The sequence below is a fragment of the Brevibacillus composti genome, from assembly GCF_016406105.1.
In the GTDB taxonomy this organism is placed as follows: domain Bacteria; phylum Bacillota; class Bacilli; order Brevibacillales; family Brevibacillaceae; genus Brevibacillus; species Brevibacillus composti.
On the sequence record NZ_CP066308.1, the window covers coordinates 1,235,558 to 1,257,150 of the forward strand.

General features: G+C 56.1%; 17 protein-coding genes and 1 riboswitch. Of the genes, 9 read left to right on the top strand and 8 right to left on the bottom strand.

The annotated features are described in order from the left end of the window. Positions 1–4 precede the first annotated feature (4 nt). Positions 5–832 (top strand): aldo/keto reductase, encoded by an 828-nt coding sequence (locus tag JD108_RS06360; RefSeq protein WP_198829050.1) that lies wholly within the window; start codon positions 5–7, stop codon positions 830–832. Positions 833–925: 93 nt separating this feature from the next. Here JD108_RS06360 and JD108_RS06365 read toward each other — a convergent pair whose 3' ends face one another. Further along, positions 926–1,657, bottom strand: a complete 732-nt coding sequence (locus JD108_RS06365; RefSeq protein WP_198829051.1) for a YheC/YheD family protein — start codon at positions 1,655–1,657, stop codon at positions 926–928. Between the two features lie 200 nt (positions 1,658–1,857). On the opposite strand from JD108_RS06365, the gene JD108_RS06370 reads away from it, so the two are divergent. Both JD108_RS06370 and ltrA read left to right on the top strand, forming a co-directional pair. Next, entirely contained in the window at positions 1,858–2,601 is a 744-nt protein-coding gene (locus JD108_RS06370) for an IclR family transcriptional regulator (RefSeq protein WP_198829052.1), read from the top strand. A 614-nt stretch (positions 2,602–3,215) separates the two neighbouring features. After that, positions 3,216–3,983: a group II intron reverse transcriptase/maturase gene (gene ltrA, locus JD108_RS06375; RefSeq protein ID WP_198829053.1), complete on the top strand. Its 768-nt coding sequence runs from the start codon at positions 3,216–3,218 to the stop codon at positions 3,981–3,983. A gap of 123 nt (positions 3,984–4,106) precedes the next feature. Here ltrA and JD108_RS06380 read toward each other — a convergent pair whose 3' ends face one another. Next, positions 4,107–5,261 (bottom strand): IS4 family transposase, encoded by a 1,155-nt coding sequence (locus JD108_RS06380; protein ID WP_198826839.1) that lies wholly within the window; start codon positions 5,259–5,261, stop codon positions 4,107–4,109. A gap of 159 nt (positions 5,262–5,420) precedes the next feature. On the opposite strand from JD108_RS06380, the gene JD108_RS06385 reads away from it, so the two are divergent. Further along, the gene (locus tag JD108_RS06385; RefSeq protein WP_198829054.1) at positions 5,421–6,044 is read left to right on the top strand and encodes a reverse transcriptase domain-containing protein; all 624 of its coding nucleotides are present in this window, start codon (positions 5,421–5,423) and stop codon (positions 6,042–6,044) included. Between the two features lie 73 nt (positions 6,045–6,117). Here the strand turns inward: JD108_RS06385 and JD108_RS06390 are convergent, their stop codons facing one another. Beyond that, entirely contained in the window at positions 6,118–7,272 is a 1,155-nt protein-coding gene (locus JD108_RS06390) for a glycosyltransferase family 4 protein (protein ID WP_198829055.1), read from the bottom strand. 154 nt (positions 7,273–7,426) lie between these two features. On the opposite strand from JD108_RS06390, the gene JD108_RS06395 reads away from it, so the two are divergent. Beyond that, positions 7,427–8,059 carry a TetR/AcrR family transcriptional regulator gene (locus JD108_RS06395; RefSeq protein ID WP_228728329.1) on the top strand — a complete coding sequence of 211 codons (633 nt, stop codon included), beginning with the start codon at positions 7,427–7,429 and terminating at the stop codon, positions 8,057–8,059. 13 nt (positions 8,060–8,072) lie between these two features. Then, entirely contained in the window at positions 8,073–8,579 is a 507-nt protein-coding gene (locus tag JD108_RS06400) for a DUF4188 domain-containing protein (protein ID WP_198829057.1), read from the top strand. Positions 8,580–8,670: 91 nt separating this feature from the next. On the opposite strand, the gene JD108_RS06405 is transcribed toward JD108_RS06400, so the two are convergent. The 5 genes from JD108_RS06405 to moaD form a co-directional block, all read right to left on the bottom strand. After that, positions 8,671–11,970: a DEAD/DEAH box helicase gene (locus tag JD108_RS06405; protein ID WP_198829058.1), complete on the bottom strand. Its 3,300-nt coding sequence runs from the start codon at positions 11,968–11,970 to the stop codon at positions 8,671–8,673. A 65-nt stretch (positions 11,971–12,035) separates the two neighbouring features. Further along, complete coding sequence (locus JD108_RS06410; protein ID WP_228728416.1) at positions 12,036–12,290, bottom strand: DUF3892 domain-containing protein; 255 nt, start codon at positions 12,288–12,290, stop codon at positions 12,036–12,038. A 535-nt stretch (positions 12,291–12,825) separates the two neighbouring features. Further along, entirely contained in the window at positions 12,826–15,555 is a 2,730-nt protein-coding gene (acnA, locus tag JD108_RS06415; protein WP_198829059.1) for an aconitate hydratase AcnA, read from the bottom strand. Positions 15,556–16,011: 456 nt separating this feature from the next. Then, positions 16,012–17,037 (bottom strand): ThiF family adenylyltransferase, encoded by a 1,026-nt coding sequence (locus tag JD108_RS06420; protein WP_198829060.1) that lies wholly within the window; start codon positions 17,035–17,037, stop codon positions 16,012–16,014. A 5-nt stretch (positions 17,038–17,042) separates the two neighbouring features. Next, positions 17,043–17,750 (bottom strand): molybdopterin converting factor subunit 1, encoded by a 708-nt coding sequence (gene moaD, locus JD108_RS06425; RefSeq protein ID WP_198829061.1) that lies wholly within the window; start codon positions 17,748–17,750, stop codon positions 17,043–17,045. A gap of 237 nt (positions 17,751–17,987) precedes the next feature. Here moaD and moaC point away from each other — a divergent pair, with 237 nt between their 5' ends. The 3 genes from moaC to JD108_RS06440 all read left to right on the top strand — a co-directional run bounded on the left by moaC (position 17,988) and on the right by JD108_RS06440 (position 21,335). Further along, positions 17,988–18,470 (top strand): cyclic pyranopterin monophosphate synthase MoaC, encoded by a 483-nt coding sequence (moaC, locus tag JD108_RS06430; RefSeq protein WP_198829062.1) that lies wholly within the window; start codon positions 17,988–17,990, stop codon positions 18,468–18,470. Between the two features lie 7 nt (positions 18,471–18,477). Beyond that, positions 18,478–19,878, top strand: coding sequence for an MFS transporter (locus JD108_RS06435; RefSeq protein ID WP_198829063.1), 1,401 nt, complete (start codon positions 18,478–18,480; stop codon positions 19,876–19,878). 79 nt (positions 19,879–19,957) lie between these two features. Further along, a riboswitch (SAM riboswitch) is annotated at positions 19,958–20,071 on the top strand. Positions 20,072–20,153: 82 nt separating this feature from the next. Further along, on the top strand, positions 20,154–21,335 hold the full coding sequence (locus JD108_RS06440) for a pyridoxal phosphate-dependent aminotransferase (RefSeq protein WP_198829064.1): 1,182 nt from the start codon (positions 20,154–20,156) through the stop codon (positions 21,333–21,335). The last annotated feature ends 258 nt before the right edge of the window (positions 21,336–21,593 follow it).

Here is a 21,593-nt window from a genome sequence, read left to right on the forward strand (position 1 = left end):
TCATATGACAGCAAATCTGGCAGATACAACTGTGCTTAACAATGGCGTCAAGATGCCGTGGCTGGGGCTGGGCGTCTGGAAGGTAAAAGAAGGCGATGAAGTGCAGCGCGCGATCCTGTCGGCTATCGAGACGGGCTACCGGGCGATCGATACAGCCGCGGTATACGGAAATGAGGAAGGGGTCGGCCAGGCGATTCGGGACAGCGGTGTCGCCCGCGATCAGCTGTTCATCACGACCAAGGTATGGAATACGGATCAAGGCTATGAGACGACGCTGAAGGCGTTTGACGAGAGCGTGAAAAAGCTCCGTTTGGACTATCTCGATCTCTACCTCGTGCACTGGCCGGTAAAAGGGAAGTACGTGGATACCTGGAAGGCGCTGGAGAAGCTCTATCGCGACGGGTATGTGCGTGCGATCGGGGTCAGCAACTTCAAGGTGCATCATCTCGAGGACCTGAAACAGCACAGCGAGATCGTCCCTGCCGTCGATCAGGTCGAGTACCACCCGCTGTTGACGCAGAAGGAACTGCTCGCCTATTGCAAGGAAAACGGCATCCAGATGGAAGCGTGGAGCCCGCTGATGCAAGGAAATCTGGATCAGCCGGTGCTGGCTGAAATCGGCCAGAAATACGGCAAGTCGCCCGCTCAGGTCGTCCTGCGCTGGGATTTGCAGAACGGGGTCGTCACCATTCCCAAGTCGGTGACCCCGGAGCGCATCCGCCAAAATGCAGATATCTTCGATTTTACGCTGACGAGCGAAGAGATGGAGCGAATCGAAGCGCTGAACCAGGATAAGCGTTTTGGTCCGGACCCGGATCATATTGATTTTTAAGCGAAAAGAGACCCGTAAGGAAAAATGCCTCGACGCGATCATCGGTCGGGGCATTTTTGTCCAAATGGGCCATTGGGCAGAACGGACGGGAGATCAGCGGGGATAGGAGCGGATGCGTCGATACTGGCTTTTGTCACTCAGCTTGAGGAAAAGGCTGATATCCGGTCGCAGGTTCGCTTCGATGATCCAGACCCGGCCGGACGAATCCAGCGCCATGTCCAGACCGTACACCTTTTGATTGGCATAGTAGGTGGTGAGTTGTTTGGCGGAGGCGATGGCAATCTCTTTCAAGCGGGCGATCAAGTGGTCGGCAGAGGCGGAGCGAATGCCAGAGCGCAGGATGGCCGTCCGCAGAGGCAGCACCCTCCCGCCGCTCCGCTTGATGTTGGTGATAATGTAGCCCGGTCCCGCCACTTTGGCCAGCATGCCCGTCACGACCCACGCGGAGCCGCTGCGCCGCTGCACCATGACGCGGATGTCAAACGGTCTGCCGCTGACGCGGGCGAGCGAGATGCCCCGCTGCACCAAATATTGCGATTTGATCCGCTTGCGGATGTAGCGATAGGTGCCTGCTTTGCCGTGGACGACCCGTGTGCGATAGCCCCGGTGCACCCGGTATCGATTCCCGCCCAGATTCGAGATCAGGATGACGCCGGCCCCGCCGCTGCCTGCTGCGGGTTTGGCGATCACTTTGCGGTAGCTTTTCATAAACTGGCGCAGCGCCTCTTTGGAAAAACGGCGGGTGTGCGGAAGCGCGCGGGCCAAGCGGGCATGTCTGCGCAGCACGGCGTACTTTTTCAGCTTGGATTCATTGTATCCAGTCACGACTGGCCATCCCTCCATCCCTTGTTCATTCTCTGTTACTCTATGTGTCTGGGAAGCGAGCGGGATGGGGAGATGTCCTCGCGGGGGAAAATTAGGTGCATGCTCTTTACGCGGACCCGCTTTTTTTCGTATACTTTAAAATAGAACTCAATTTCGTCTGGTGAAACATAAGAGTGACATTACAGTGAGCAGGTGGAGAGATGGAAGAACAGAAAGCGAATGTGCGAGCCGTAGAGCGAGCATTGGATATCCTGCTTTGCTTTACGGATTCGGCTGATTTGAGTCTGAGCGAAATTGCCGGGAGGCTGTCTTTGCACAAGAGCACCGTGCACCGCTTACTCGCCACTTTGGAGAACAAGGGCTTTTTGATCCGAAATGCGCAAACCGAGAAATATCGGCTCGGTTTTCGCTTGTGGGAGCTCTCCGCCAATATGAGCCACTCCGATGACCCGGCGACGATTTGGCTCCCGGAGATGGAACGTCTCAAGGATGCGGTCGGAGAGACGATCAGCCTGTATGTGCGGGACGGATTGGAGCGGATCCGGATTCAGGCTGTTCAGAGCAACCAGGCGATCCGCAGAGTGGCCCCCATCGGAGCGCGAATGCCGCTGGCTGTCGGGGCCTCGAGCAAGGTGCTGGTGGCCTATGCCGACCCCGGAGTAAAGGAAGAAGTGCTGAACGATCCGTCATGGCCGGCTTCGATCGACCGGGCTGCCTACATCGAACAGCTCGAGCAGATTCGCGAGCAGGGCTATGCCACCAGTGTCGAGGAGCGGGAGCTGGGGGCAGCCGCCGTGTCGGCCCCGATCTTCAACCGAAACGGGAAGCTGGTGGCGGCTCTCGCGGTCTCCGGCCCGTCCAATCGCCTGACAGTGGAGAGAATGGTGGAGATCTCCGGGCCGATCAAGGAAGCTGCGTACCGCATGGGCAAAATGCTGAAGTGAACTTTGTGCAACGCCGAAGCGATCAGCTACCGCGCAACAGGGCGGCGATCAAGCAAAAAAGCAAAGCTGGCTACGACAGCTTTGCTTTTTTCTTTGCCCGCGTGCCCAGCAAGCCGTTAATTGCTAGTTGGTGAAAGTCCAACCGAGGTAAGAGCCAAGTCGCCTCGTAGCTGACAGGCAACTGGTGGAGTGATCCTAAGGTTGAAGCCCTGTGACAAAGTAACCCGAAAGGGTGCAAGCAAATCAGCAGACCGTAACATAAAGTGAATCCTGCCGCCTCGTTAAGAAAGACCATTGTAAGATGGACAAGGAGGAGCCGAGCCTGGGGGAAGTGGGCGAAGGCCACGGAAGGTGTGTAGAACTTGGATCGCAGCACTCAAGAACCTCTCGGGGTAAGGGGAACGGTATGCTGAGAAAGTAAGGAACGGAACTGGGGAGACCCTACTTTGCACACTCCGTCGGAGTGTAAAGCGGAAACCTATAACCGTAAGGGAAGTGGTGGACGGCAGAGAGGGAGTCGGAGGGGCTCATAGTACCAGAGAAGTGGAGACAACAAAACTCCATGGAGGAAAGGAGCCCTGCTTTGTTCACGGGTTGAAAGGAGGTAAGAGTGAGTGAATGCAAGTAAACTTGCTAACTACACCGATGCAAAAGCTCGACAACTTTGGACAACCCTATATCTTTGTGCCAAGGAAAATCCAAAACGGCGATTTCATGCTCTGTATGACAAGGTGTATCGTCCTGACATCCTCGCCGAAGCATGGCGCAGAGTGCGTGCCAACAAAGGAAGCGGCGGAGTGGACGGACAGACAATCGAAAGAATTGTACATGAATACGGAGAGAGTAAATTCCTCAATGAAATCTACCTCGACCTAAAGAGAAAACGGTACCATCCGGCACCAGTTCGACGCACGTACATTCCAAAAGCGGATGGGAAGCAAAGACCGCTTGGCATCCCGACGATACGAGATCGAGTTGTCCAAATGGCAACCAAAATGGTCATTGAGCCAATTTTCGAGGCGGACTTTAAAGATTGCTCATATGGATTCCGACCGAAACGAAATGCCCACCAGGCGATTGCACAAATCAGAAAAGCGAGCAAACAGGCATATTGGGTAGTTGATGTAGACATCAAGGGGTACTTTGACAACATCAATCAGGAGAAGCTGATGAAACTGGTTGAGCAAAGGATTTCGGACCGCAGAGTACTAAAACTGATTCGAAAATGGCTGCAAGCAGGTGTCATGGAAGGTGTACAGTTCCATGAAACGGATTGGGGAACTCCGCAAGGAGGAGTAATTTCGCCGCTGCTTGCGAACATTTACCTCAACTCAATAGCGTTGCATAAACATTGCTTTTCTATCGTTTATAGAATTTTCTGAAAACGGACCTGCCGCCGTATAGGCTAAAAAGTTAAGGGGGCTATGCATGCAAGGCAGTCATTGTCCATTTGGTAATATATAGGATTTCAAGGTGCTGATTACCTTTTCTTGCTTTGCGTTGCCTTAGCTCTTTACGACCTTCTGCCGACCTTTCGAAGTGCGTGCTGGTTTTCGAAATACAGCCGCTTTAAAAACTTCCCACGACTTGGTGAGATTCGATTTTAGTAGTCGGCTTAGATCAAGCAGCGACTTAGTTGTCGAGAGCTCCAGTTTCATCAGGAGCAGAAGGCAGTAACTAATCAGGCAAATCAGGATCTGGTTCCATACGGCGTTTTCATCTTCACCGTAGAATCGCGTCAACTTCAGATGCTGCTTCAACCATCGGAAGAAGGTTTCAATCTTCCAGCGATTGCGGTACAAGTCGCCGATTTCTTCAGCGGTCAGATCGAATCGGTTCGTTATGATTCGGATGGGATTTCCTTTTAAATCGACGGTTTCGATGAGGCGAAGAACATGCTTCATCTGTTTGGCCCCTTTGCCGATCTTCACCATGCGATCCCGAGTCATGACCGAGCCTTCCGCTGTTGGAAATTCATCCATCACTTCGACAATAGCATTGTCTTTCAACCGAGTAACGAAGAAGACTCCATCCCAGCAGTACTGGTCGTATTTCTCGTAGTCCACGTAGCCGCGGTCAAATACATAAGTAGCGCCGGTTTCATCGATGAGCGCATCCATTTGGGTGCGATCTGACGGCTTGGCCGGAGTGAGCACGGCCTTCTCCGGATAGACCGTATCCGGATCACAGAAGGTCACGCGTAAGTGGAGTTTCACGCCGGCTTTCGTTTTCCGGTACGTTGCCCACTTGTACTTGCTAAGACACAGACTCATGGTCGTGGAATCCAGCAGTTTAACCGTACCGACTCGCCCAGCGGCAGGCGTGCGAATGCGAGTGACCTGAGCGACCAGATCGACAAATAGCTGCTGTAAAAGTTCCGGCGACAGCTTGTTGTTCTTCCTGGAAAGCTGCGAAATACTGATGGAGGTGATGCCGAGTTCTTTCTGGAAGGCTTCGTTATTCTCAATTTCGGTGACAATGTCCCGCAAAGCCTTGCGCTGATTCAGCTGAGCGTCCATGAAGATGAGAAGGTACGCTAGAGTGGTAAGCTTCTTCACATACTTGTCTTCGCCGGTTTCTGTGGTCCAGTCGGAAATTATTTTTGCATTTAAGGGTGCAACCCATTTACCAAATGACGAAAGTAGTGTATCCTTGTCCATGCGTGATCTCCTATGATTAGGGATTTGGACAGGACTACCTGCTACCCTAATTATGGAGATTTTTTCTTGCAATGGACGTCTTTAATTTAACATTTTTAGCACAATTTAGAATAACAGAGAAGGGTTCGAATTTAATGCAACGCTATTGACCTCAACTACATGGATACAATCTGGGAGAAACAATTTTCTCATCTTGGCAAATTAGTTCGATACGCCGATGATTTCGTGGTCATGTGCAAGACGAAAAAGGATGCCTTGGAAAGCATTCAGGTTATAAAGGCCATTATGAGCAAACTTGACCTGACTCTTAGCAAGGAAAAGTCTCGATTGATCAATATCTGGGACAACACCGCAGGCTTTGACTTCCTCGGTTTTCATCATCGAAAATTTCCCGTTCTCATTAAAGGTGGAAAAAGGATATATGTCATGTCACATATTCCAAGCAAGAAAGCAATGAAAGAAATGAGACGGAAAATTAAGATGTACACCGAACCGCGCAGCAAGTTGTACTGGCCGCTGCATGAGGTGGTACAAGGGCTTAATCGAAAGCTTAAGGGATTCAAGAACTACTATTCAATTTCAACTATAGCAGCAAGATGGTTAAACAGAATTGATTGGTATGTAATAGAAAGGCTGACGCTATTCGTTAACAAGAAAGGGAATGTGCGAAACAAGCATTCCAGGGTCGGGGAGGTAATGAAAGCCACACGGGGATCATTGGTGAAACTTGCCGGAGAGGACTACCGAATGCCAAAGAAAGAAGAGCATCGGAAAGCCGTATGAGGGAAAACCTCACGTACGGTTTGATGAGGGGGAGCTGAAATGAGTAAGGCGACCATATGGTCGCCCAAAAGTTTCAGTTCTCTACTCTACTTTTCTGTTCGTTCATCGCTTGCCACTCGCTCAGCAGCAGGTTCCAAAACGGCTTCACCGCATTCTCGGCCAGATAGTGTTTCCCGCGGCTGCTGACGTAGCGGCACATCTCCTGGTAATAGGCCGGGTCGGAGAGTTTCCGGTAGCATTCCAGGATGTCGTGCTCGTCGCGAACGAACAGCGGGTAATTCTCTCCCAGCAGGTGGACATTGCCGACGGTTTTCGTCGTGATCACGGGCACGCCCAGCCCCATGTACTCCAGTACGCGGGAAAGATAAGAATGCGAAGGATTTTTATCCGGCGTGCTGTCGTAGATCAGCGCCAGCCCGATCCCGCTTTTTAGGATCATCCGTTTGGTTTGCCACATCGACTTTTGTCCGTGATCCACGACCCCTGGCGAGCGAAGCAACTCTTGCGCCCGTCTGCGGTAACGGCCGACGATGGAGGGATACAGCACATGGAGCTTGGCTTGGGGCGTTTCTTTGCGGATCAGGCGAATGGCGCGCACGGCTTTATTAAGCCCGTAGCGGGGCCGAATCACTCCGGCGACGATCAGATCGAGCGGCGAATTCGGCTGGATGGAGGAGTGCTCATCGCTGGAGAAGTTCTCCACGAACTGGGGCAGAACATGGATTTTGCGATCCAGCTCGTGCGCAGAGTAGCTCGTCTTTCGCTCCAGATAATCGCGATAGCGTCTGGCGTTGGGCACGGTTTGGAAAAAAATCATGCGGCAGTTCTTGAACAGATGATCGACCTTGTGCATGATGATCGGGTCCTTCAGATTGTAGTGAATCGAGAGGAACAGCAGCTTTTTCCCCAGCGAGGGCTTTTTCTTCACAAACTCCCGGGCCTGTGTCCTACCGCGAATAAAGATGAAATCATAGTTATAGCTCCGGTCCAGTCGGATGATTTTCCGATTCAGCTCGTCGGATTGGTAAAAACGGACATGCCGAAAGTGAAAGCCGCCCATGCCATTGACGTATCGGAAAGGGAGCACGCAGTGCAGGACAAAATCCTCTTGCTGCCGGGGAGACAGGCGCTCCACTTCACGGTCAATCGCCTGCAGCATGATAAAAAATTGCAATACATTTCCTTTGGGCTTAAACGACTCCAGCGGACAGGAAAAACAGATTTTCACGCGATTCTCTCCTTCGGATCTCTTCCCAGCCATCATATGCGAATGCCCGGAGAGCGGAGATAGAAAGTTATCGCTTGGTAAATGGGGATTGACAGAAATGTTTACCCGAGTTAATTTATTAATACGAGTACATATTAGAAAAAAAAGGAGCTTTTTGACGGTGCAGAAGATTCCCTTGCGTGAGTGGAAAAAGGCAAAGACCAAGCAGGCTTTGCTCCAGGCCTGCCTGGAATTGATTGGCGAAAGGTCGTTTCGGCATGTGTACGTGGAAGACATTTGTCGCCGGGCAGAAGTCTCCAAGGTGACGTTTTTTAAGTTTTTTCCGCAAAAGGAGGACCTGCTCCTCTACTTCATGTGCCTCTGGCTGACGGATCGGTTGATGGAGCTGGCGGAGTCGCCCAAGCGAGGCACCCAGGCGCTGCGGCACCTCTTTCAAAAGGTGGATGAGAGCGCCAGAGAAGTGCCGGGGATTATGCTCAGCCTGATTGGATTTCTATCCGAGGTGAAGATGCATCCGTGCATGCCGGAGCTGTCCGATGCAGAGATTCATCTGTATTATCCCGGAAAAGAGGAGCAGGCACGGGCGATCGTCCCGGATCTGCAGCATCTGTTTCAGCGCTGCGTGGAGGAGGCCATTGCGGACGGGGAGATTGCCGAAGGACGCGGGGTGGAGGAGATGGTGATCGGGTTGTTTACGATCTTCTACGGAGCGTACCTGACCGCCCATCTCTACCAATCCCAAGATTTCTTCCGGTTTTACGAGTTGCATCTCAAACTTTTGCTTTAGGTAGGTGGTAACGATGGGAAAATTCGTGGCAGGTCGGCATACAGCAGAGATGGAAGGGCCGTTCGTGGTGTTCGTCATCGGCCTTCACATCAACAACTGGCTCGCAGTCCATCAGTGGCTGCCCATCATCCAGGCGATGAACAGGATGCTGCGGGAGCTGTATCAAAACAGGGAGCTCGGCTTCCTGGACGCAGCCTTTTTCTGGGGTGGCCGCGGGCCGGTCATGATTCAGTATTGGCGCTCGTATGACCAGCTGGAGCAGTACGCGCGAGGCAGTGCCGCGCATCTGAACGCATGGCGCGATTTTAACAAAAAGGCAGCCCGTATGGGAAAGGTGGGCTTTTTCCATGAGACCTACCTGGTCGAAGATGGCAGGTATGAATGCATGTACGTCAATATGCCGGTCTACGGCCTGGCCAAAGCGGGCAAGCACGTTCCGGCAGTGGGCGCCAGAGAGACGGCCAGGCGGAGACTGGGCGGGCAGAATGAGCCGGCTGTGCCCACGCCGGATGCTTTTTGAGGAACGGAATAAACGCACAAAACGACCGCCCCGCTTGACGCAATGGGGCGGTCGTTTATTCGGGCACGGCCGAAATCTGTGACGGTCGTTTTCACGACCCGAGCATCAATATCTCGCGAATCTCCTGCTCCGACAGAGAGGAGACCGCCTCCTGACCGGGCTGGATCACTTCCTCCAGCAGATGCTTCTTTTTCTGCTGCAGCTCATGCATTTTCTCCTCGACTGTCCCCTCTGTCACCAGGCGGATGACGTGCACCACGTTTTTCTGGCCGATCCGGTGAGCACGGTCTGTCGCCTGCTCCTCCACAGCGGGATTCCACCAGAGATCGTAGAGGATCACGGTATCCGCTCCGGTCAGATTGAGCCCCGTTCCTCCCGCTTTCAAAGAGAGGAGAAACACGTCCCGCTCTCCCTCGTTAAACCGGCTGCATAGCTCGACGCGCTCGGCAGCCGGCGTCTGTCCGTCCAGGTAGAAGAACGGCACTCCCTGATAGCCCAGCTCTTTGGCGATTAGACGCAGCATCTCGGTGAACTGGGAAAAGATCAGCGGGCGTTTGCCGGCGCGGCGGCACTCCGCCACGAGCTCCAGCAGCTGCTCCAGTTTGGCCGAGCCGCCGCGGTAGCCTTCGACGAACAGGGCCGGATGGCAGCAAAGCTGGCGAAGCCGGGTGAGACCGGCCAGAATTTTGATCCGGTTTTTTTCGAAGCTGTCCTCGCGCAGATGCTTGAGCGTCTCCTGCTGCAGTCTGGCCAGGTAGGCCAGGTACAGCTTCTTCTGCTCGGGCAGCAGCTGAGAGGCCTGCAGCATCTCGATTTTCTCCGGCAGTTCCCCGAGCACGTCCGCTTTTTGGCGGCGCAGCAGAAACGGGCGGATCCGTCTGGCCACTTGCTCACGGGGGAGTTCGTGAAAGGATTTCCTGCCCGCAAACAAGGCGGGAAAGACAGCGTCAAAGATCGACCACAATTCCTCCAGATTGTTCTCGACAGGGGTCCCGGTCAGCGCAAATCGATGCTCGGCCCCCAGCGACTTGACCGCCTGTGCCGTCTGCGTCGCATGGTTTTTAAAGGCTTGCGCTTCATCGAGGATCAGCGTATGAAAGCTGCGCTCGGCGTACCACTCGTGATCTCTGCGCAGCAGCGGGTAGGAGGTGATGATCACATCGGCTTCGGAGGCGCGGTCCAGGGCATCGCGCCGTTCGGCCTTGCTGCCGTCGGCGATGACCGTCCGGATCGCGGGCGCAAATTTGCGCAGTTCATTTCGCCAGTTGTACATGAGCGAGGCGGGGGAGACGACGAGCGCGGGCCGTCCTTGCGCGCGGATCTCGTCTGTTACGGAGGCGAGATATGCAATGCTCTGCAAGGTTTTGCCCAGCCCCATCTCATCCGCCAAGATACCGCCGAAGCGGTAGTGAGCCAGCGTTTTCATCCATTGATAGCCGTACGCCTGATAATCGCGAATCACAGGTGCAAGCTGCGCGGGAACGGGAAAATCGAGATTGTCGGGATTCCGCAGGTCTTCCAGCAAGCGCCGCAGGCTTCTGCCCAGCTTGAGTACATGTCCCTGCCGCCCGCCATCCAGAACCGGGAGCGCCCGCATGAGGGGCAGACGGAAGGCAGCTCCTTCGCCTTCGCCAATCTGCAGCACGATCCCGTTCATGATCTGGCGGAGCTCTTCATAATCGGGCGTCTCCAGCGGCAGGAGAGCGCCGTTTGGCAGTCGATGATACCTGCGTTTTTCCTGGAGGGACTGGAGTAGCTGGCGGATCTCCCGCTCGGGGATGCCGTCGATCTCAAAGCGAAACGCCAGCCAATCGGTCCGCTCCTCCCTGTCCACATGCACCTTCGGCGGGGCGGAAGGGCGATGCAGCCTCGTTTTGACAGCGGAGGTGGCGAAGATGTTCACCAGGCCTTCCAGCTGAGGGACGAGATAGTAGAGAAACGCGTATTCGGCCTCCTCGTCAACGAGGAAAAAGCCGCCTTCCGTCCGGGTGAAGGAGGCGCGCTCCATCAGCTCCAGGATGCGCCGCTCCCGCTCCCCGTCTCGCATCAGGATGCGGTCGCTGCCGCGGCCAGGTCCGTCTCCTTCGAGCGGATTGATGACGATATCGCCATACTGAAACTCCAGACCGGCCAACAGCCGATCACGGACTCGGTCGAGATAGAGACGGGCCACAAGAGGCGTGCGCACTATGCGCGCCGATACGGCTTCGGCCATCTCTACGCGGCCGAGCTTCATCAGATGGGGAATGACCTGCGTGAAAAAGGGCTGCATTTGTGCAGGGGTCATCCGAATTTGCGGCGTGTGGGAAGCGGCGAGAGCCTGCTTCAGCGCGGACAGACGGCTGCCGTGCTCGGCTTCGACAGCATGCAGCACTCCCTCGTGCAGCACCACGCCGTAGGCTTCCAGGACGATCAGCTCATCCAGGCCGTCGACTTCCATCCGGTAGAGGCCGCCCGCTGCTTCGTCGAAGGAGAAGCGGAGCGGCAGCGGTCCGTCCGTCAGCCGAAGGCCGTCATACGCCTGGTCGCCCTGGATGAGTTGGACCGAGGGAGCGGCCGATAGCAGCGGACACAAGGCCTGCCAGGAATCAGGGGGGATCAGCAGCATGCGCTCGCCGCAAATGCTTTTGGCTGCAGGGGCATAGGGGCTGGCCGTTTCCCGGTAGAGGTTTTCATTTCGGCAGATCTGGAGGAGCTGCGTGAGGACGGCATCATCCTCTGGGCGAAAGCGGTGCAGAGCGGGATCATAGGCAAATGATTTGGAAAAGAGATGCGCTTCCCGCAGCTCAAGCCTGCCCAGAAACTCCCGGATTTTTTGCACAATGTAGAGCCGTTTTGGCCCGATTTTCAGCTCGATCCCCAGCATGTGCTTGCGGTACCCATAGGAAAAAGGCTTGAGGATGAACTGTACCTCCAGGACTTCTCTGGCATCGAACAAGGGGCGGAGGCTGTTTTCAGAGCGGCGTCCCTGGTCGGCAAAGAGAGCCAGCAGGCGATTGGTCAACTGAACATCTCTCTCGCTGATCCCGGCCGCTTCGTCCGGGGAAGCAGAGGGGGAAGCCGGGGAGGGAAGGGGTGTCCTGTTATCCAGCTGTCCGTCCTGTTGAAGCTCGTATAGAGAGAACAGCATGGCTGCAATATGTTGGCAGCGCTGCTCGTATGAATCCAGCGAGGGGCAGGTGCAGGATGCATCCACAACTCCCGTCTGGGCAAAATGAATGGCTGTCTGGAAGCTGCCTGCGCTGCCTTTTACCGTGCCTTTGAATGCAAAAGAGGCGGGATCGATGACGGTAAGCGTCACTTTCCCCGCCTGATAATAGGCTTTTCCTTTTTCATATGAAATGCGGCCGCACAGCGACTTGATCATCTCCAGGGTGAGTGGTAACCTCATGGCTTTGATCCTTTCTAAGCAGAGAATTCGTCCACTCTATGATAACAGAAAGGAGAGAGAGCCGACTAAAACGAAGGCAGATTGTCCAGGTTATTTTCCTTGATACCGTCAGGCTCGCTGCGTAGTATATCGCGCCCGTATTTGTGAAAAACATCGACGTGCGCGAGACGGCCTGCCTTTGCCTCCTCGAGCGCTGTTACGTAGTCCAGCTCCCGCCCCGAATTCGTCTTGAAGGCGATCAAATCGCCATCTTCGTTTTTCCGCACGGCGACGATCTGCTCTTTGCCGCCGCCAGTTGGCACAGTGCCGGGGCTGGACAGGTGAGTGGCGCCAAATGAGGGCTGGGGTGCTGCGCCGAGACCGGCAGGTGGCGTTTCGCCGAGACTGGCAGATGGGGCGGTGCCGAGGCCGGCGGGTGAAGGCGCACCGTGGCCTGCAGACGGAGCAGCGCCGAGACTGGCGGATGGAGCCCCGCCCAGCATGGTGGTGACAGGGGAGGTACTCATCTGGTCGACAGCTGCCTGCTGCCCTTGTCCCGTGGCTCCTTGAGGGGCACTCCCTTCCTGCGCGGCCTGCCGGGCCTCTTGCTCGCCCCTCGCTTTGTACGCCTCGTAAATCTCCTCAAAGTTCTTTTGATCCATGGTGTCATTCCTCCTTCCCGTATAGCATGCCTCCTTTCTACCGGAACATACATTCGGCCCCTGGCGTCGACAACTCCCAGCCACATAAACAAACAGGCAGCGCACCGTCCGGAGACGATGGCTGCCTGTTTTGGGTGGGTGGGTGCTGTAAAACGTTCGGGATATTTCTGCTGCTTACTTGCAAGGTAACTCTTTTTCAGGCAAGGACGGCTGCTTACGCCGTAACCGGTTTGCCTTCGTCCAGCAGCTGGCGCAGCACGGTTTGCAGAATGCCGCCGTTGCGGTAGTAGTCCACGTCTACCAAGCTGTCCAGACGGACGATCGCATCGAATTCAAAGCTGCTGCCGTCTTGGCGAGTCGCTTTTACCTTGACGCGCTGACCCGGCTGTACTTCGTCAGACAGACCGAGAATGTCGAAGGTTTCCGTACCGTCGATGCCGAGCGACTTCCAGCCTTGGTCGTCAGCAAATTGCAGCGGCAATACGCCCATGCCGACCAGGTTGGAGCGGTGGATACGCTCAAAGCTTTCTGCGATAACGGCTTTGATGCCGAGCAGGAAGGTACCTTTGGCTGCCCAGTCACGGGAAGAACCGGTACCGTACTCTTTACCGGCCAGAACCACCAGCGGCGTGCCATCTGCTTGATACTTCATGCAAGCATCGTAGATGGACATGATTTCGCCGGTCGGCAGGTATTTGGTTACGCCGCCCTCTGTGCCAGGAGCCACTTGGTTGCGGATGCGGATGTTGGCAAAAGTACCGCGCATCATGACATCGTGGCTTCCGCGGCGAGCGCCGTAGGAGTTGAAGTCTTTTCGTTCTACGCCGTTTTCCTGCAGGTATTTGCCTGCCGGGCTCGTCGGCGAGATGTTCCCTGCCGGGGAGATGTGGTCCGTCGTGACGGAATCGCCGAACAGCGCGATGGTGCGGGCTTTCAGGATTTCGTCGATATGGCCGACATCGCCGGTCAGGTTTTGGAAGAATGGAGGCTCTTGGATGTAGGTGGATTTTTCATCCCACTCGTACAGATCGCCGGTTGGCGCATCGATCTTGTTCCACTCTTCGTTTTGGGTGAAGACTTTTGCGTATTGTGCACGGAACAGCTCTGGATTCATCGCTTTGTCCATGGCTTCGTTCAGTTCTTGCGGTGTTGGCCAGATATCTTTCAGGTAAACAGGCTGACCGTCGTTGCCGATGCCGAGCGGCTCGGTCGTCAGGTCGATGTTTACATTTCCAGCCAGCGCATAGGCGATCACGAGCGGAGGTGAAGCGAGGTAGTTCGCTTTCACCAGCGCGTGGATGCGGCCTTCGAAGTTGCGGTTTCCGGAGAGAACCGCTGCTACGGTCAGGTCGTTGTCGGCGATGGCCTTGCTGGTTTCTTCCGGCAGCGGACCGGAGTTACCGATACAAGTGGTGCAGCCGTAGCCGACGACGTTGAAGCCGAGGGTGTTCAGAGAGTCGAGCAGACCTGCATCGATCAGGTATTGGGTCACGACACGGGATCCCGGAGCCAGGGAGCTCTTCACGAATGGAGGCTTCTTCAGGCCTTTTTCGACCGCTTTCTTCGCCAGGATACCTGCGCCCAGCATGACGCTCGGGTTGGAGGTATTGGTGCAGGAAGTGATCGCCGCGATCACGACAGAGCCTGTTTTCAGGGTAGCCGTTTCACCGGTCGGGTAGTTGACTTGCACTTCTTTTGCAATCTTGTCTTCCGACAGACCGAAGCCGCCTTTTTCGATCGGAGCGCGCAGGCTTTCATTGAAGGATTCCTTCATGGAAGTCAGCTCGACGCGGTCTTGCGGACGCTTCGGACCAGCCAGGCTCGGCACCACGGTGGACAGATCCAGCTCCAGTGTTTCGGAGAAGACAGGGTCTGGCGTCTCGTCGGTGCGGAACAGGCCGTTTGCTTTGGTATAGGTTTCGACCAGCTCGATCAGGGAATCCTCGCGGCCGGTTTGACGCAGGTAGTTGAGCGTTTCCGCGTCTACCGGGAAGAAGCCCATGGTCGCGCCGTATTCAGGAGCCATGTTGGCTACAGTCGCGCGGTCTGCCAGCGAGATGTTGGACAGGCCAGGACCGTAGAACTCCACGAATTTGCCGACAACGCCTTTTTTACGCAGCATTTGCGTAACCGTCAGAGCCAGGTCGGTAGCAGTCGCGCCTTCTTTCAGCGTGCCGGTCAGTTTGAAGCCGACCACCTCTGGCGTGACGAAGTAAAGCGGTTGGCCGAGCATGCCTGCCTCTGCCTCGATACCGCCGACACCCCAGCCGAGTACGCCCAGACCGTTGATCATGGTGGTGTGGGAGTCCGTACCGACGAGAGAGTCAGGGAAAGCGACCAGTTCGCCGTCTACTTCGCGCGTAGCGATCACGGATGCGAGGTACTCCAGGTTTACCTGGTGAACGATACCGGTCGCAGGAGGAACGACGCGGAAGTTGTCAAAAGCGGTTTGCGCCCAGCGCAGGAAGCGGTAGCGCTCCTGGTTGCGTTCGAATTCCAGCTTCATGTTGTGGTCGAGGGCTTGATCGTTTCCGAAATCGTCAACCATGACGGAGTGGTCGATAACCAGATCGACCGGTACCAGCGGATTGATGCGCTTCGGATCGCCGCCAGCGCGCTTCATCGCGATACGCATGGCAGCCAGGTCTACGACAGCGGGCACGCCGGTAAAGTCTTGCAGGACGATACGGGCAGGAGCGAGCGGTACTTCTTTGTTGCTGTCGCGTCCTTTTGTCCAGTTTGCCAGTTGCTGTACATGTTCTTTGGTAATGGCACGGCCGTCAAATTGACGAACAGCCGCTTCCAGCAGCACTTTGATGGAGAACGGCAGCTTGGAGATCTCGCCGATTCCTTGTTCTTCCAGGCCTTGCAGGCGGTAGTACGCGTACGATTTGCCGCCTACTTGCAGGGAAGACTTGACGTTGTAAGCATCGTTTTTAGCCAATGTGCACAACCTCCCTATTCTTCGGAGTTTCATCAGATGAAACTTAGTTTCGTTTCTTCGTTACGACCCTATTATACTCGATTTGTCTCCTGGCTTCTACCCTAATTTCATCAATCGATATACAAATTATTGCAGGTTGCGTCTCTGTCTCGTGTTCTGCTGGCAGAGGCAGGAAGAATCAACAGACTTCCCGTATTATCCCGATTCTGTTCGGTTTGCATGCACGCGGGCCGGTCACTTTCGCGGATTCATCGAGGCAAACCAATGGGAAAGGCACGCATGGAGAGCTGTTTGCGAGCCATGCCATGTACCGCGAATTCGCCACCCAGCAATTGCGTATGGGAGGGGGAGAGAAACCGGGAACGGTGCCAGCGGCCTCGCCCTTGCCATAATAATGAAAAAGAAGTCCTCTTTCGCCGGGAAAGGGGACTTCTTTGTGTGCAAAGGGGAAAGCGTCTAGGCGCCGATATACTTGGCATGCAGCGTGCGGGCCAGACTCACGTCGTCTGTCCCCTGCACGAGCACGCGGCCGTCGGGAAATACCACCAGCGTATGCGGATCGGCATGGAACCGCAGGAGAAACTTGTTGCGCTCCACCTGCCCGAGCGGGGAGAGCCTCTCCGCCAGCTTTTCCAGATCGAGCGAGGTGTCCGCGGCGGGGGAGATTTGCACCGTGTCCCGTCCGCAGAGGGAGACCGCCTGTCCATCCTGCGAATCCGGCTGCAAAAAGGAAAACTGCCGTTGTCCGCATGTCGGGCAATCGGCGCGTCTGCTGCCGCTCACCTTGATTTGCTGATGCTGGTTGTTCCAGAGATCGAAATGCTCCAGATAGGGATTGAGCGCAGCCTCGTCTCCCACGAGCAGCTTGAAGGACTCCGTCGCCTGATAAGAAGCAATGATGTGAATGATCGGACCGATTACGCCGGCAGTATCGCAAGTAGCCATTTCCCCGGGGTTGGGCGCTTCCGGAAAGAGACAGCGAAGACATGGCGTGATGCCGGGCCGAATCGCGGTAAATGTGCCGGTGGCGCTCACGGCGCCGCCGTACACCCAAGGGATGCCGTGCTTTACGCAAACGTCATTGACCAGATAGCGCACCTGAAAGTTGTCCGTCGCATCCAGCACCAGATCGACATCGGCCAGCAGGGACTCGGCATTGTAGGCGGTCAGGTCGGCCACGACAGGCTCAATCGTCACGTCGGAGTTGATCCGGGTCAGTTTGGCGTGGGCGGCGATCGCCTTGGGCAAATGCTGCCGGGCATCCTCCTCATCGTAGAGCATCTGCCGCTGCAGATTGCTCGGCTCGACAAAATCGCGGTCGATGATGCGGACAAAGCCTACGCCTGCGCGGACCATGTGATTGGCCGAGACGGTTCCCAGCGCGCCCATGCCGACGATGGCTACACGGCTCTTCGCCAGCCGCTCCTGTCCGGTGCGGCCGATGGGGGCAAACAGGATTTGACGGGAATAGCGGGTATGCAAAGAGGTTAGCTCCTTTCTCCGTCATCCGGGAGCGCGATCGGATTCCACGGCCCTTGCTGATGGCCTTTCCACTCGCTGCCGTCCTCCCAGATTTCCTTTTTCCATATCGGAACGATTTGTTTTAAGCGTTCGATCGCGTATTCGCCTGCTTCAAAGGCCGCCTTCCGGTGCGGAGTAGCCACGACGGCTACGACGGCGATCTCTTCGATGGCCATATCGCCGATTCGGTGATGCATGGCGACCTGGGCACCCGGCCAACGCTCCTCAATCTCACGCGCGATTTGTTTCATTTTTTCCACCGCCATCGGCTCATAGGCTTCATACGAGAGCGAGACGGTGCGCTGTCCATGGGTAAATTCGCGTACCGTCCCGACAAAGGAGAGGACGGCGCCCGCATGGGGATTCATGACCAGCTTCATCAGTTTTTCGACCTGCAAAGGCTCGGTGGTAATCGCGAACCGAGGCTCCTGTCCTCCGCTCACCGGAGGCAGGATGGCGATCTCGTCTCCGGCCTGGATCGTTTTGTCCGGCGTCGCGTATTCCTGATTGAGCGAGATGAAGCAGCTTCCCAACAGGGAAGAAAGTGCGGGATACTGGCTGGATACGGCCTGCAAGAGGTCTTGGACGGTGGCACCCTCCGGCAGCGCTAGAGAGATGCTGCGTGTACCTGCCCGCTCGGCCAAACCGGCAAACAATAGAACGGAAATTTGCATACGGCACTCCTCATTTCCCCAGATATTCATATAGGAAAAAGATCTTCTCTACCAGTGAAGATAACACAATTGCAGGGAACTGCCAAATCCCGGTGTGTCTTTTCGGAAGATTCCCGATTGATTTCTGGAAGGGGCGCAGGTAAGGTAAGAGTAACAGCCCCACCCGATAGCAGGGCGATACAGGAGGCCTCCGCAGAAGACGTTGCGGAGTGCCGCACAGGAAAGGATATCAGAGCGATGAGCGACCAATTGACCCATTTCAACGAACAGCAGCGCGCCCAAATGGTAGATGTATCCGACAAGGAGATTACCAAGCGGGAAGCGGTTGCTGTCAGCAAAATTACGATGAAGCCGGAAACGCTCCAGCGCATTCGCGAAGGACAGATCGCCAAGGGGGATGTGCTGGCGGTCGCCCAGGTGGCGGGCGTCATGGCGGCGAAAAAGACCTGGGACATCATCCCGATGTGTCATCCGCTCCCGCTGACCGGAATCGACATTCGCTTTTCATATGGGGACGATGTGACACTGGACATCGAGGCGACGGTCCGAACGACAGGCAAGACCGGCGTCGAGATGGAGGCGCTGACAGCCGCAGCCGCGGCAGCGCTCACGGTGTATGACATGTGCAAAGCGATGGATAAGGGCATGGTCATCGGCCCTACCTACCTGGAACGAAAAACGGGCGGCAAGAGCGGAGACTTCCACCGGAGCGAGGCATAACCCACACATGAGCCGATTATGGAATTCCTATCCGCGCAGCATACGGCTTCTGGCCATCGCTGCGGTGATTCATTCTACCGGGATGGCCTGTATCTGGCCCCTGGTCACGATCTACATTCACGATTTTCTCGGAAAGTCTCTGGCGGTAGCCGGGGGTGTACTGATGCTGAATCAGGGCGCTTACCTGGTGGGCAGCGTGATCGGCGGGATGCTTTTTGACCGCTGGGGAAAAATGCTCACCTTGTCGGCAGCCACGGCAGGGGCGGTGGTAGTCGCCATCGGCCTGGGATTTACCACCGATTTTACGGTCTACACGATCCTTCTGCCGCTGAACGGTTTTTTCTCCGGAATCATGTTTCCGGTGCTCAATGCCTTGATTGGCCTTTTGTGGCCGGAGGGCGGCCGCAAAGGGCTGAATATGGTCTACGTGGCGCTCAATGTCGGCGGCGCCATCGGTTCGGGAGCCGCCGGCATTCTGGCGAGCATCTCGTTCGCGTGGACCTTCTATGGCAATGGCGGGCTGCAAGTGCTGGTGCTCGTGGTGTTCCTCGTCTTGAACCGCTCATATGATCTGGAAAAAGGACGCCCTAGGGACAATGCCCGAGCGGCAGAAGCCGCGGGTGGGGAGGGGGCTGCAGAGGCAGTCCGACAGATGCCCGCAGCAGCAGCCGGGCAGACGTCTACAGCCGCAATCGGGCAGACGCCCGCAGCCACAGTTGGGCAGACGCCCGCAGCTGCGGGCAAAAAGGAGCCTGCCGCAGCACCTACGGCGAGCACCGCTGCCCATCCCGATGTCGCGGCCGCAAAATCTGTGGCATGGGTGGCGCTGGCCATCTTGTCGGCCGGCCTGCTGGTTTGCTGGGTGATCTACGTGCAGTGGACGACCGTTTTGTCCGCCTACATGCAGACGCTCGGCATCACGCTGAAGCAGTACAGCCTGCTGTGGACGCTGAACGGCGCCTTGATCCTGCTCGGACAGCCGCTGATCTCATGGGTGATCCGGCATTTTGCCCGCAGCTTGCGGGCACAGATGCTGCTGGGCGGCTATCTCTTTTCCCTGTCCATGCTCATTCTCTCCCAGACTACGGTCTACGCAGGGTTTTTCGCAGCCATGTTCATCATCACCTTGGGAGAGATGCTGGTATGGCCGGCAGTCCCGACGATTGCAGCCGAACTGGCCCCGGCCGGGCGAGAAGGCTTGATTCAGGGATTGATCGGCGGAGTGGGATCGGCCGGACGGATGATCGGACCCTTGCTCGGCGCTGTGACCTTTGAAGCCTTAGCGGCAAAAGGGATGTTCTACGCGATGGCTGCGCTTGCGCTCCTCGCCGTGCTCTTCTTTGCGGTGTACGCGTCATTTATCAAGCGGCCGGAGTTGAAGCCGACGATTTCGGCACAGAGGCACTAGCCGGAGACGGGCTACACGCTTGACACTCCCCACGCGCTCAAGTAGTATGAAATCAATTCAAAAGTGAATAGATTCTGTTTACTTATCCAGAGAGGTGGAGGGACTGGCCCGATGAAGCCCGGCAGCGGATCCGCGAAGCAATTTACGCGGGTGCTGTGCCAATTCCAGCAGGAGCTCTCCTGACAGATAAGAACGCGGCTACATGATCTCCGCCCCTTTTTCTGTTCGGGAAAAGGGGCTTTTTGCATGATTATGAGGAAGGGAAAGAAAATCATATGCGCATCCAACCATCCGCCATGGTTGACCGGCTGCCGACGCAATTTTTTGCCACGCTGGTCGCCAAAGTAAACAAGGCCATAGCGGCCGGACATGACATCATCAATCTGGGGCAGGGCAATCCCGATCTGCCGACCCCGCCGCATATCGTGGAGGAGCTCTCGCTGCAAGCCGCTCGCCCGGTTCATCACAAATACCCGCCCTTTAGCGGCCGACTGGAACTGAAGCAGGCTGTCGCCCACTGGTACAAAGAGGAGTTCGACGTCGACCTGGACCCGGAGGAGGAGGTGGCGATCCTGTTCGGCAGCAAGACCGGCCTGGTGGAGATATGCCAGGTGCTGATGAATCCGGGAGATGTCGCATTGGTACCGGACCCGGGCTATCCGGATTACTGGTCCGGAGTAGCCGTGGTAGACGGCCGCATGGTGATGATGCCGCTGCGGGCGGAGAACGCCTTTTTGCCTGATTACGGCCAGCTCAAGGCAGAAGATCTGGAAAAGGCGAAGCTGATGTTCCTGAACTACCCCAACAATCCGACAGCGGTCAATGCACCGGTGGAGTTTTATGAAGAGACGATTCGCTTCGCGAAGCGGCACGAAATCGTGGTCTGCCATGATTTTGCCTACGGCGCGATCAGCTTTGACGGCAAAAAGCCGGTCAGCTTCCTGCAGGTCCCCGGGGCCAAAGAGGTGGGGGTGGAGTTTTACACCCTGTCCAAAACCTACAACATGGCTGGCTGGCGGGTAGGGGCGATGGTCGGGAACAAAGAGCTGGTGAGGCTGATTAACCTGATCCAGGACCATTACTTTGTCAGTCTGTTCGGCGCTGTGCAGATGGCAGCGGCCAAAGCGATGACCGGCTCCCAGCAGTGTGTGCGCGACCTGGTACAGGTCTACCAGAGCCGCCGGGATGTGCTGTTTACAGAGATGCATCGCATCGGCTGGCAGGCCAACCCTTCGGAGGGGTCGTTCTTTGCCTGGCTGCCCGTACCCCAGGGCTATTCGTCGGTAGAATTTTCCGATTTGCTGCTGGAAAAAGCGCATGTCGTCGTCGCTCCGGGCGTCGGGTTTGGACCGACCGGGGAAGGGTATGTGCGCGCCGCGCTGTTATCCACGGAAGAGCGGCTCGCGGAGGCTGTCCGGCGGATTGAGAAGCTGGGCTTGTTTGCCGGGGAAAAATAAGCGCATAGTAACCTTCCGCTAACATGGTTGTTGCTCATCTTGAGTAGGTTTTTCTTGAAATGATTTATGAAACGGTGCTGTAGTGAGAAGAAGCATGTTTCCCTGCTCAGCTCCGGGTTCCGCCCCAGGGGGAGCATAGACTGTCCGCTCCGGGACGATTCACGGGGGAGGCGCAAAAGGAGCAGTTGCTTCGAGGTCATCCCACGTTGCGCTCCTTAATCCCGCGAATCGTCCCTCCACTGGGTAAGGGCTCCACAG